Below are 12,605 nucleotides of genomic sequence, written 5' to 3' on the forward strand. Positions count from 1 at the left end.
GCTTTTGGGTTAAATAAAAGTTACAGGCTGGATTTATATGCTGAAATGATGAATCGGGCTGAAATATTGCATTCTTATTCAGCCCGATGGGGTGCTTAACGGTGTGATTTGCCGGGCATTCTCCGGTCATCCGGGTACTCGGCGGTGGCGATCCACGCCGCGCAGAACAGCGTCAGTCTGGCGAAGAAGTAGAAGAAGGCCATCAGCCCCAGCACGGAACCGAAGGCCGCCCCGGACGGCGAGGAGACCAGCGACGGCAGGGTGTAGGTCATCACGATTTTGATCACCTCAAAGCCGATAGCCGCAATGAACGTGCCGCGGATCAGCGCCTTGCGGCGTGGACGGTGGCGCGGCAGACGCCAGAAAATCCAGAAGAACAGCAGATAGTTCGCCAGCATTGAGATACATAATCCCACCAGATGCCAGACCGGTTTCAGCCACTCAATAGTGTCGAGATAGAGCGCGGAGATGATCATCTGCTGCGCCGAACCTGCCGCGGAGGTGATGGTGAGGGTGATAACCAGCGCTACCAGCAGACCAATCAGCGAGATGAAGTCGCGGAAATACTTAATCCAGATCTTCTCCTCATCCTGAGGCTTACGCTCCCAGACGTCACGCGACTGGGCGCGGATCGCCTCCCGCAGATTGCCCATCCAGTTAATCCCGGAGTAAAGCGCCACGAACAGCCCGACGATCCCCACGGTGGTACGCTGCTCCACGGCGGTACGGATAGTGCTTTTCAGAGTGGTGGCCAGCGTCGGATCGCTAACGTTCTGCAGTATTTTATCGAAGATATCCTGAAGCAGCGTCGGGTTGGAGACCAGAAAAAAACCCGCAGCGGCAAAGGAGAGCATCAAGATCGGGATCATCGATAAAAATGAGAAGTAGGTGATCGCCGCGCCAAACTGATTGCCCAGCCGATCGTTAAACCGCTCGGTGGCACGTAGCAGGTGAGCAATGACCGGCTGCTGCTGAATCAGCTGGAAGGCATCCTTCGCTTTGTCCAGCAGGCTCCCCGTTTTACGTATAGAGGTGACTTTAGGTTCAGCCGCCGGAGGCGGACTGTTTTCCAGTTTTTTAATCGGTTCGAAGTCCAGATCATGGGTGGGGCGTTGCTCACTATTTTCCGGCGTCACGCGCACTTTCCTTATTAATTAGCGGGAGGTCCTTAAAATTATAGCCTGCACTCAGTCAACGTACGCTTTCATGATATCTGTGAGCCAGGCCATAAACAGATGCACCCGGCGGGAGAGGTTGCGGCGGTGGGGATAGATGAGCGATACCGGCATCGGTCGGGCGCGGTACTGGGGCAGGATCTCCAGCAGCTTTTTGGCGCGCAGCGCGTCACGCACGCCCACCCGTGGGACCTGAATAATTCCCAGCCCGGCGAGCGCAGAGGCGTGGTAGGTCTCAGTGCTGTTGACCGTCAGTACCCCGCCGGTCTTGATCCATTGGGTCGACTCGCCGTCGTAATATTCGAACCCCTGTGGCCGGGTGCCGAGATGCGTCGCGTAGTGCACCACGGCATGAGAAGATAAATCATCCAGCCCGTCGGGATAGCCAAAACGCGACAGATAATCTGGGCTGGCGCAGTTGATCACCGACAGCCGGCCGAGCGGACGGGCGATTAAGCCAGAATCCTTCAGGATGCCGACGCGCACCACACAGTCAAACCCTTCCCGCACCACATCCACCAGACGATCGCTGCTGCTCAGCTCCAGTTCAATTCCGGGATACTGCTGTAAAAAAAGCGGCAGTCGCGGGATGACTAAATTTCGTGCAACGCCCGTGGGCATATCCACCCGAATTCTTCCGCTGACGCTGGTGGGATCGTGCAAAAAAAGACCATCCAGTTCATCCATGTTAGCCAGCAGATCTTTGGCCCGCTCGTAATAGACCATCCCGTCCTGCGTCAGGCTGACGCGCCGCGTGGTGCGGTGCAGCAGTTGAGTGCCCAGCCCGTTCTCAAGGGCCTGGATCTGACGGGATACGCTACCTTTAGGAAGGCCCATTGAGTCCGCTGCGCGGGAAAAACTCTCCAGTTCCGCGACGCGAATGAACAACTGCATTGCCTGAATTTTATCCATAGGGAGCGCTCATTGTTGTTATCTGTGAAACAGTGAAGCGTTTTTTGCCATATTTATTGATTTTCTATCACCTAATAAGCTCTTTCTCAATCACCACCACAGCCGAAACGAGGTTTCTCATGACTGAACGTATTGCATTAGTGACTGGCGGTAGCCGCGGGCTCGGTAAAAACGCGGCGCTGAAGCTGGCAGACAAAGGTGTCGGGATCTTCCTGACCTGGAACCGCAGCCAGCAGGAGGCGCTGGATGTCGTGCACGAAATTGAGCAAAAAGGGGTAAAGGCGACGGCATTGCAGTTGAACGTCGGGGATATTGCCAGCTTTGAACTTTTTGCCCGGCAGATGGAAGAAAAGCTGCATGCGGTATGGCAACGCAACAGCTTCGATTATTTGTTGAACAACGCAGGCGTCGGTTTATATGCCCCCTACGTTGAGACCACCGAAGCGCAGTTTGATGAGGTGATGAACATCCATTTTAAAGGCCCTTTCTTCCTGACCCAGCGCCTGCTACCGCTGATGAAAAACGGCGGGCGGATCCTGAATGTCTCCTCCGGCCTCGCGCGTTTTGCCCAGCCGGGTTCCAGCACTTACGCGGCGATGAAAGGGGCGATGGAAGTGCTCACTCGCTATCAGGCGAAGGAGCTGGGCGCACGCGGCATCACCGCCAATATCATTGCCCCCGGAGCCATTGAAACCGACTTTGGTGGCGGGCGTGTGCGTGATAACAAGGAGATCAATCAGCACATTGCCTCCCAGACGGCGCTGGGGCGCGTCGGCTTGCCGGACGACATTGGCGATGCGATTGCCGCTCTGCTCAGCGATGAGCTTGGCTGGATGAATGCGCAGCGGATTGAAGTCTCCGGAGGTATGTTCCTGTAGCGCGGTGCCGGGGAGGGATCCCCGCGGCACGCTTAGCGGTACTCTTTCTTTAACAGCCCAAATAGCCAGTCGTTATGCCACTGGCCTGCCAGCCAGTAGCTTTCGCGCAGTTCCCCTTCCAGTACGAACCCCACTTTTACCAGCAAGCGTTTCGAGGCCACATTGCCCACCGTCACCGTGGCGGTTAAACGGCGAATACCGCCCTGGCCGAAGGCGTAATCACACACCGCCTGTAACGACTCATAGCCGTAGCCTTTTCCCTGGGCCTGCGGGGCGAACAAAAAACCGACTTCGGCGCAATCATCATCATGGTGAATATACCCGGTGACCCCGAGCGGCATCTGGCTGGTGGTATCGCGCACTACCAGGCACAGCCAGTGGTCGCTGCCCGGCGTCCACATCGGTAAACGCGCGGTAAAGGCCTCGCGGATGACCGCCTCCGGGCGGGCTTCAGCCACGTAACGCATCACATCCGGGTGCTGCTGAAGCGAGAGAAAAAAGGGCCAGTCTTGTTCCTGCAGGGGGGAGCAGGTTAAACGCGGGGTGTGCAACACGGGCATGCCAAATCTCCGGGAACTTTTGTAAATGGTTTTAACATTATCACTGAAATAGTACCCGTAATCGGTTATGTTTGATCTGGTATAACCACTTGAAATAAAAAACACTCTCCGTCAGCTGCCTCTGCCTGGATGCGCAGCATTTGCAGTATTTAAAGGAAAATGATGACCCTCAGTAAATCGCACCTGATCCGCGAGCAGTTTGAACGCTGTCTGGGAATTATTCGTCAGGCCTCCGTGGAGATCCTGCTCCTGTTAAAGGTACATGTTGCCGAAGGCAAAGATCCCCGTTGGTTCCTTGAGCAGCTCGACTCCGCCCGGCTGGCGCTGGGGGGGTGGGCGAGGGTGGCTAAGCGGCTCAATCTGAATGATGCGGAGCTGTCGCAGTTCACCCTGCAACTGCGGCTGTTACAGCAGCGGGTGCCGCAGTATGAGAGCGGACAGGAGGTGAGTGACAACCAACTGATCGCCGCGACGCGCTTTGTGACGGCGCTTGAACATCTGCGTCTGCAGCAGCCGCTATTGACCTATAGCACCGAAATGGGTCCCAGCGATGAGCTTCGCCAGCAGCAGGCGCAAAAGCAAGTGCGCACGCTCGAGCTGATGATTAAAGGGCTGATTATGCAGGCGTGGCCGGATCCGACGCGCCTGAACAATCACCTGAAAACGTTGTTCAATGCCGATCGGGTGCGCGGCTGGCTGCAGCAGGGTGAACGTAACGACGCCCTCGGCGGGATGATGTTCAGCGAGCTGGCCCTGATGCTGGTGGATAAAAAAGAGTACTCCCGCTCCTATTCGGCGCTGTTCAGCGATCCGACCCTGCTGACGCTGATGGTGGAACCGCGCAAAACGCTCCAGACCTTCCTGGATGATATCCGGCTGATCCGCAATAAAATTATTGCCCAACAACCGCTGACCTCCACGCAGATTCTGCTCCTGGACAACTATTACGCCCAGATCGCCAGCCCCGTGCAGCGCGCATTTAATGAAGGCCGCACCACCGTCAACCCGGCGGGACTGATGTCTGAGGACCTGGACGAGCTGGATCGCTTCTGGGAGAACGCGCGGATAAAAAACAGCGCCACCGGCGACGATATTTTTGAAGTACGTGACACCATCGATAAACCGAACCGTCGGCCTGTGCGTACCCCGGAGCAACGCGATCACCTGATTTCGGTGGTGCTGTGGGGCGCGGTGGGGGTCATGGTGATGGGGATGGTGGGCATGGGCACCTGGCTGCTCATCGAAAGCAGCGCCCCGACCCAGGCGGCCAGCACCGTAGCGCCGGTCAGGACGGTAGTGGCGGAAGAGATGCGCGAGACCCCTTCCTCCCGCGAGACGCTGACGCGGATGGGGGTCACCTGGGATGAGAATAACTTCCGCGCGGCGATAGACCGCAACGATACCCGGGTAGCATTGTTGTTCCTGAAAGCGGGAATGGACTGGAAGCTCTCCTGGACGGAGCATGCGCTCTCCGTCAACCATCGCGAAGTACTGGATCTACTGATGCGCTATCGTCTGCAAATGACCCAGGAGAAGCCGTGCCGGCAGTTTATTACCAACCTCGGGCACGCCATGTCAGCAGGCGAACCGCTGACGGGCCTGCGTAAGGAGTATCTGCAGGCATTTTGTACCGTCCCGGCGGTAGTCGAACGCCAGCGACGCGAAATGGACCAGGCGAAGCGGCGGGCACAGGCGCAGCCGAACGACAGCACTAAAAAATGGCAGTCGATCCAGACGGCCATTTATGAGGTGATCCGCTGACAGAGCGGGGAGCTACGGCTCCCCGTAAAGACCAATCAGGCGGCGTACCACGCCGTTAGTCCAGCCAAAACCATCCTGCAGAGGATACTCCCCCCCGCCCCCTTCACGCGGCTGGCTGCTGGCGATGTGGTACTTCTCAATCAGCTTATAGTGGGTCTTGTAGAAATGGTTCACCGTCTGCAGCCAGCTCCAGGCGATTTCATCCCCCAGCGAGTCATTACCGTATTGCTTGAACCCCTGGATCGCCATCCACTGCAAGGGCGCCCAACCGTTGGGTCTGTCCCACTGCTCGCCGGTTTCGTACTCGGTAGCCAGAATACCCCCCGGCGTCAGCAGACGGGCTTTTACCGCATCCGACAGGCGTTCAGCCTGCTCGTGGGTCGCCATACCGACGTACAGCGGCACGATACTGGCGGCAGAAAAGAGCGCCAGCTCCTCCCGACGCCAGTCGTAATCGCGATAGCAGCCGTTTTCGTCATCCCACAAATAGCGGTTAACCGCCGCGCGGCGATCGCTCGCCTTCTGGTGAAAGATCTCTGCCGTCTCTTTATCCCCTTTCGAAGCCGAGATATTGGCGATGGCGCTCTCCAGCTTGAACAGGAAAGCGTTGAGATCGATAGGGATAAACTGAGTGGTGCGAATACTCGCCAACCGGCTCGGATCCCGCAGCCAGCGGGAGGAGTAGTCCCAGCCTGAAGCGGCTCCGGCACGCAGATCGCGATAGACCTCGTTGGGCGGACGACCAGAGTGACGGGCAGTTTCGACGTCCTCTATCCAGGATTCATCCCGCGGCGTGTCGCGGTCATCCCAGTAACGGTTGAGCAGCGAGCCGTCCGGCATACGCACCGCGCTGCGGTAGGCCTGATTGAGCAGCAGCGACTCCGCGCCGTCCATCCAGAAGGCGTACTCCATTTTCAGGTGATCCAGATAGCGCTTGGCTCCGCGTACGCCATCCTCTTCAAACAGCTCCACCATCAGGGCAAACACCGGCGGCTGGGAGCGGCTCAGATAGTAGGTGCGGTTGCCGTTGGGGATATGGCCATAGCGTTCGATCATCCACGCAAAGTTATCCGCCATGCACTTAAGCATGTCGTGGCGGCCGCTTTCGGCCAGCCCCAGCATGGTGAAGTAGGAGTCCCAGTAGTAGGTTTCGCTGAAGCGCCCGCCGGGCACAATGTAGGCCTGCGGCAGCGCCAGCAGCGACGACCACGGAATGTGATCCTGCGGCTCACGGGTCAGCACCGGCCACAGGTTGTCGATATGTTCCTTGAGCGAGAGGGACGGATCGGATACATACTCGCTCGACAGGACTTCCGGCAGCCAGAAGTGATTTTCCACGAACTGGCGAAGATTGAAGTCCCGGTGGCGTCTCACCTTGCGGTAGCGGATGAGAATATCCAGCGGATCCATCTTTGGTGCGCAGTCGGGGAAGGTTTTGCTGTCGGCAAACAGTCGCGTCGACTGTACGTGCTCAAAGAGCTCAAGGTAGCGATCGGCAGGGGTGAGCGCATCGGATGCGGGCAACCCTTCAATCATTTCAGGTTCCGGCTCCGCCTCGAGCATTTCATCCAGTTTTAACTCGCAGGGATCGATTTCGTAGAGAAGTTCTTGTTCTATATCGAACTCTACGGTCTCTACAGTGCGTAATGTCTGGTTGAACATGGTGGTCAGGACCTCCGGTTAGCGTTGTCTCGGGTCTGGTTTTATCCGGTAGCCTACTAAGCTTAGACATTCGCTTCGGTCTGTGAAGAGGTATATGTGCGGTAGATCACATTTTACTGCCAGCGAAAAACAGCCACTGTGGGTGGCATGTTGATGTTATTACAGGCAATAAACAGGTAATTCAGCAGTGCGAAGGCGATCTAAAATTCGGATCATTCGCTGTGCAACAGAGTATAAACCAGACGGCTTTTTCCACTTCCTTTTCATCGCTATTGCCAGGAATGCACCGGCGTCAGGCACAAAGTATTGGCCTGACACCGGAAGCCATGCGTGATTAACGCATAGTAACAAACTCTTCTGCCGCAGTAGGGTGGATCGCCACGGTATTATCGAAGTCTTTCTTGGTGGCACCCATTTTCAGTGCCACCGCAAAGCCCTGCAGGATCTCATCCATACCGAAGCCAATCCCGTGGATGCCGACGATCTTCTCCTCCGGGCCGACGCAGACTAACTTCATGCGGCACGGCTGACGGTGAGCGGTGACGGCGGTATACATGGCGGTGAAGGCGGATTTATACACTTTCACCTGGTCGTCGCCATAGTGCGCGCGCGCCTGCGGTTCGGTTAAACCGACGGTGCCGATTGGCGGGTGGCTGAAGACCACGGTCGGGATGTTGCTGTAGTCCAGGTGCTCGTCCGGCTTGTTGTTAAACAGACGCTCGGAAAGACGACGACCCGCGGCCACGGCTACAGGCGTCAGCTCAACGGCACCGGTGTTATCGCCCACCGCGTAAATGCCCGGCACGCTGGTGTTCTGGAACTTATCGACAACGATGTAGCCTTTCTCATTGGTTTTCACGCCAGTGGCGGCCAGATTGAAGTTGTCGTTTGCCGGTTCGCGGCCAATGGCCCAGATCAGGCAATCAACGGTCTGGCTGCGACCATCTTCCAGCTCCAGGGTCAGGCTACCGTCGGCATTTTTCACCACTGCTTTCGGAATGGATTCGGTGTGCAGATGCGGGCCTTCGGCGTTCATCACTTCCACCAGGGTATCGACAATCAGCGGGTCGAAGCTGCGCAGCGGAGCGTGTTTACGCACAAACAGGTGCGCTTCTGCGCCCAGGCCGTTAATCACGCCCGCCAGCTCTACGGCGATGTAACCCGCGCCCACAACGGCAACGCGTTTTGGCAGAGCAGGCAGTTCAAAGAAACCATCGGAGTCGATGCCGTATTCCGCACCCGGAATAGACGGGTGGCTCGGACGGCCGCCGGTGGCGATCAGGATATGATCGGCAGTGATCGTTTCGCCGTTCACTTCGATGGTCTTCGCATCCACGAAACGGGCGAAACCGCGGATCACATCGACGTTGTTCTTACCCAGCACGTTGTCGTAAGAGGTATGAATGCGGTCAATGTAGGCGGTACGGCTGGCGATCAGGCGATCCCAGTCGAAGTTATTGATGGTGGTGTCAAAACCATAGTCCGGGCCATACAGGTGGATGGCTTCACGGATCTGCGCCGCATGCCACATCACTTTTTTCGGTACACAACCGACGTTGACGCAGGTGCCGCCGAGGTCTTTCGCTTCAATCAGGGCGCACTTCTGGCCATACATGGCCGCACGGTTAATCGAGGCGATGCCGCCGCTGCCGCCGCCAATAGCGATGTAGTCATAATGCTTAGTCATGGTCTTATCCTTAATCGTTAATTGCCGCGATTGTATACCTGAAATCAATAGCTTCCACCGATTGCTGTAATTACTCAGGCACGATCCAGCTGACGGTGGCGTGGCCGGTACCGGCCGGAACCAGCTTTTTGTGCAGCCACGGCAGGACGCTATTCATCTGCGCTTCCAGCTTCCACGGTGGGTTAACCACGATCATGCCGGAGGCGGTCATGCCGCGTCGATCGCTGTCCGGGAGAACTGCCAGCTCAATTTGCAGGATCTTACGGATGCCGGTCGCTTCCAGGTCCTTGATCATGCGTTTGATTTGCGAGCGCAGCACCACCGGATACCACAAGGCATAGGTGCCGGTGGCAAAGCGTTTGTAACCTTCATGGATGCCCGCGACCACCGCCTGATAGTCACTTTTGATCTCATACGGCGGGTCGATCAGCACCAGGCCGCGACGGGACACCGGCGGGAGCTTCGCTTTGAGCTGCTGATAGCCGTCCGATTTTTCCACGCGTGCGCGGCTGTCTTTCTGGAATTCAGAGCGCAGCAGCGGGAAATCGCTCGGGTGCAGTTCGGTCAGCTGAAGGCTGTCCTGCTCGCGCAGCAGCTGGCGGGCAATCAGCGGTGAGCCCGGGTAGTAACGTAGCTGGCCGCTGCGGTTGAAGTGGTTAATCACGCTGATGTACGGCTCAAGCTCGGCTGGCAGATCGTCCTGCTGCCAGATACGGGCGATGCCCTCGAGGTACTCCCCGGTGCGCTCGGCGTGTGCGCTGCTCAGCTGATAGCGGCCCGCGCCGGCATGGGTATCCAGATAGAGAAAAGGCTTATCCTTCTCTTTAAGCGCCTCGATAATCAGGCTCTGAACGGTATGTTTAAGAACGTCGGCGTGGTTGCCCGCGTGGAAGCTGTGGCGATAACTGAGCATGGGTAGATGTGTTCCGATAATGTCGATTGGCCACAGTTTACAGCAGAAAGATGCAGATTACCCGCAGGCCAGCAAGCGCTGCGCTACGGGGCATTTTTCAGCCGCCTGCGGCATTGAAATTCACTACACTTAACCCCATTCTAGACACCATATGCTCGCGCAGGATGCGCGCTTCATTCACTCATTTAACAGGACAGTGCTTATGACCAACCCATTACTGACGCCTTTTTCGTTGCCACCGTTTTCCTCCATTCTGCCTGAACACGTTGTTCCCGCTGTCACCAAAGCACTGGACGATTGCCGTACCGCCGTCGAAAGCGTGGTTGCGAAGGGTGCCCCTTACAGCTGGGAAAACCTGTGTCAGCCGCTGGCGGAAGTGGACGATGTGCTTGGCCGCATCTTCTCCCCGGTCAGCCACCTGAACTCGGTCAAAAACAGCCCGGAGCTGCGTGAAGCCTACGAACAAACCCTGCCGCTGCTGTCGGAATACAGCACCTGGGTCGGACAGCACGAAGGGCTGTACCAGGCGTACCGTGACCTGCGTGAAGGCGATAACTATGCCACCCTCAACATCGCCCAGAAAAAGGCGGTTGATAACGCGCTGCGCGATTTTGAACTGTCGGGCATCGGCCTGGCAAAAGACAAACAGCAGCGCTACGGTGAAATCGCCACCCGCCTGTCCGAGCTGGGCAATCAGTACAGCAACAACGTGCTGGACGCCACCATGGGCTGGACGAAGCTGATTACCGACGAAGCCGAACTGGCAGGCATGCCGGAGAGCGCGCTGGCAGCGGCGAAAGCCCAGGCCGAAGCAAAAGAGCAGGAAGGCTACCTGTTGACCCTGGATATCCCGAGCTATCTGCCGGTGATGACCTACTGCGACAACCAGGCCCTGCGTGAAGAGATGTACCGCGCCTACAGCACCCGCGCCTCCGATCAGGGTCCGAATGCCGGTAAGTGGGATAACACCCCGGTGATGGCGGAAATCCTCGCCCTGCGTCACGAGCTGGCGCAGCTGCTGGGCTTTGACAGCTACGCGGAGAAATCCCTCGCCACCAAAATGGCGGAAAACCCCCAGCAGGTCCTGGACTTCTTAACCGATCTGGCCAAACGCGCCCGTCCTCAGGGCGAGAAAGAGCTGGCCCAGCTGCGCGCCTTTGCCAAAGCGGAGTTCGGTGTCGATGAGCTGCAGCCGTGGGATATCGCGTATTACAGCGAGAAACAGAAGCAGCACCTCTACAGCATCAGCGACGAGCAGCTGCGCCCGTACTTCCCGGAAAACAAAGCCGTTAACGGCCTGTTTGAAGTGGTGAAACGCATCTATGGCATCACCGCCAAAGAGCGCACCGATGTGGAAGTGTGGCACGACGATGTGCGCTTCTTCGAGCTGTATGACGACAAAAACGAACTGCGCGGCAGCTTCTATCTTGACCTCTATGCCCGCGAAAACAAACGCGGTGGCGCGTGGATGGATGACTGTGTCGGCCAGATGCGTAAAGCCGACGGCTCGCTGCAAAAGCCGGTGGCCTACCTGACCTGTAACTTCAACCGTCCGGTCAGCGGCAAACCTGCGCTCTTCACCCATGACGAAGTGATCACCCTGTTCCACGAGTTCGGTCACGGTCTGCACCATATGCTGACCCGTATCGAAGCCGCAGGCGTGGCCGGTATCAGCGGGGTGCCGTGGGATGCGGTCGAACTGCCAAGCCAGTTTATGGAAAACTGGTGCTGGGAGCCGGACGCGCTGGCCTTTATCTCCGGCCACTACGAGACCGGCGAGCCGCTGCCAAAAGCGCTGCTGGATAAGATGCTGGAAGCGAAAAACTACCAGGCGGCGATGTTTATCCTGCGTCAGCTGGAGTTCGGCCTGTTCGATTTCCGTCTGCATGCCGAGTTCAGCCCGGAGCAGGGGGCGAAGGTGCTCGAAACCCTGGCGGAGATCAAGAAGCAGGTTGCCCTGATCCCTGGCCCGGCCTGGGGTCGTTTCCCGCACGCGTTCAGCCATATCTTTGCTGGCGGCTATGCGGCGGGTTACTACAGCTATCTGTGGGCCGACGTGCTGGCGGCAGACGCTTACTCCCGCTTCGAAGAAGAGGGGATTTTCAACCGCGAAACCGGTCAGTCGTTCCTCGATAACATCCTGACCCGCGGCGGTTCCGAAGAGCCAATGGAGCTGTTCAAACGCTTCCGTGGCCGCGAGCCGCAGCTGGACGCGATGCTTGAGCATTACGGCATCAAGGGTTAGTTGATTCGTGAAGATCCACTTAGCAGATGAAACAGGCGCCGGAGACGGCGCCTTATCTGTTCTGGCGGCCCGCTGGGGGCTGGAACACGATGAAGAAAACCTGATGGCGTTGGTGATGACAACAACGCATCTGGAATTACGTAAACGCGACGAACCGAAACTCGGCGGCATTTTTGTTGATTTCGTCGGTGGCGCAATGGCCCACCGGCGCAAGTTTGGCGGCGGTCGCGGTGAAGCGGTCGCCAAAGCGGTGGGGATCAAGGGCAGCTATCTGCCGGACGTGGTGGATGCCACGGCGGGATTAGGGCGCGACGCGTTTGTGCTGGCCTCGGTGGGCTGTCGGGTGCGGATGCTGGAGCGCAACCCGGTGGTCGCCGCCCTGCTGGATGACGGCCTGGCCCGCGGCTATGCCGATCCGGAGATTGGTTCATGGTTGCAGGCGCGGTTACAGCTGATCCACGCCTCAAGCCTGACGGCGCTGACGGATATCACCCCGCGCCCGCAGGTGGTCTATCTCGACCCGATGTTCCCGCATAAGCAGAAAAGCGCGCTGGTGAAGAAAGAGATGCGGGTGTTTCAGTCGCTGGTGGGGCCGGACTTAGACGCAGATGGCCTGCTGGAACCTGCTCGCCTGTTGGCAACAAAGCGGGTAGTGGTGAAACGTCCGGACTATGCGCCGCCGCTGGCGGAGGTCGCCACGACAAATGCGGTGGTGACCAAAGGGCACCGGTTTGATATTTATTCCGGCACCCCGGAATAGAAAAGCCGGGTGGCGGCTTCGCCTTACCCGGCCTACGGTTTGGTTTTGTAGG

At 57.8% G+C, this 12,605-nt stretch carries 10 protein-coding genes; 4 read left to right on the forward strand and 6 right to left on the reverse strand.

What is annotated here, in order from left to right:
* Positions 1-95 precede the first annotated feature (95 nt).
* Both yhjD and M8318_RS06800 read right to left on the reverse strand, forming a co-directional pair.
* A complete protein-coding gene (gene yhjD / locus M8318_RS06795) occupies positions 96-1,136 on the reverse strand; it encodes an inner membrane protein YhjD (RefSeq protein WP_262661621.1) in 1,041 nt (346 codons plus the stop codon).
* A gap of 51 nt (positions 1,137-1,187) precedes the next feature.
* Positions 1,188-2,087, reverse strand: a complete 900-nt coding sequence (locus M8318_RS06800) for a LysR family transcriptional regulator (protein ID WP_166184644.1) — start codon at positions 2,085-2,087, stop codon at positions 1,188-1,190.
* 119 nt (positions 2,088-2,206) lie between these two features.
* Here M8318_RS06800 and M8318_RS06805 point away from each other — a divergent pair, with 119 nt between their 5' ends.
* Positions 2,207-2,965, forward strand: coding sequence for an SDR family NAD(P)-dependent oxidoreductase (locus tag M8318_RS06805; RefSeq protein WP_262661623.1), 759 nt, complete (start codon positions 2,207-2,209; stop codon positions 2,963-2,965).
* A gap of 32 nt (positions 2,966-2,997) precedes the next feature.
* On the opposite strand, the gene M8318_RS06810 is transcribed toward M8318_RS06805, so the two are convergent.
* Positions 2,998-3,525, reverse strand: coding sequence for a GNAT family N-acetyltransferase (locus M8318_RS06810; RefSeq protein WP_262661625.1), 528 nt, complete (start codon positions 3,523-3,525; stop codon positions 2,998-3,000).
* Between the two features lie 162 nt (positions 3,526-3,687).
* On the opposite strand from M8318_RS06810, the gene M8318_RS06815 reads away from it, so the two are divergent.
* Entirely contained in the window at positions 3,688-5,286 is a 1,599-nt protein-coding gene (locus tag M8318_RS06815) for an STY4199 family HEPN domain-containing protein (protein ID WP_262661627.1), read from the forward strand.
* Between the two features lie 12 nt (positions 5,287-5,298).
* Here the strand turns inward: M8318_RS06815 and M8318_RS06820 are convergent, their stop codons facing one another.
* The 3 genes from M8318_RS06820 to M8318_RS06830 form a co-directional block, all read right to left on the reverse strand.
* On the reverse strand, positions 5,299-6,948 hold the full coding sequence (locus M8318_RS06820) for an alpha,alpha-trehalase (RefSeq protein ID WP_262661628.1): 1,650 nt from the start codon (positions 6,946-6,948) through the stop codon (positions 5,299-5,301).
* A gap of 334 nt (positions 6,949-7,282) precedes the next feature.
* Positions 7,283-8,635, reverse strand: coding sequence for a glutathione-disulfide reductase (gene gorA, locus M8318_RS06825; RefSeq protein ID WP_225760016.1), 1,353 nt, complete (start codon positions 8,633-8,635; stop codon positions 7,283-7,285).
* A 70-nt stretch (positions 8,636-8,705) separates the two neighbouring features.
* Positions 8,706-9,548, reverse strand: coding sequence for a 23S rRNA (adenine(2030)-N(6))-methyltransferase RlmJ (locus M8318_RS06830; protein WP_262661631.1), 843 nt, complete (start codon positions 9,546-9,548; stop codon positions 8,706-8,708).
* 202 nt (positions 9,549-9,750) lie between these two features.
* Here M8318_RS06830 and prlC point away from each other — a divergent pair, with 202 nt between their 5' ends.
* Together prlC and rsmJ are read left to right on the forward strand one after the other, a co-directional pair.
* On the forward strand, positions 9,751-11,793 hold the full coding sequence (gene prlC / locus M8318_RS06835) for an oligopeptidase A (protein ID WP_262661633.1): 2,043 nt from the start codon (positions 9,751-9,753) through the stop codon (positions 11,791-11,793).
* A gap of 7 nt (positions 11,794-11,800) precedes the next feature.
* Complete coding sequence (gene rsmJ / locus M8318_RS06840) at positions 11,801-12,553, forward strand: 16S rRNA (guanine(1516)-N(2))-methyltransferase RsmJ (RefSeq protein ID WP_262661634.1); 753 nt, start codon at positions 11,801-11,803, stop codon at positions 12,551-12,553.
* Positions 12,554-12,605 lie beyond the last annotated feature (52 nt).

The organism is Leclercia tamurae (assembly GCF_025566055.1).
Taxonomy (GTDB): Bacteria; Pseudomonadota; Gammaproteobacteria; order Enterobacterales; family Enterobacteriaceae; genus Enterobacter; species Enterobacter tamurae.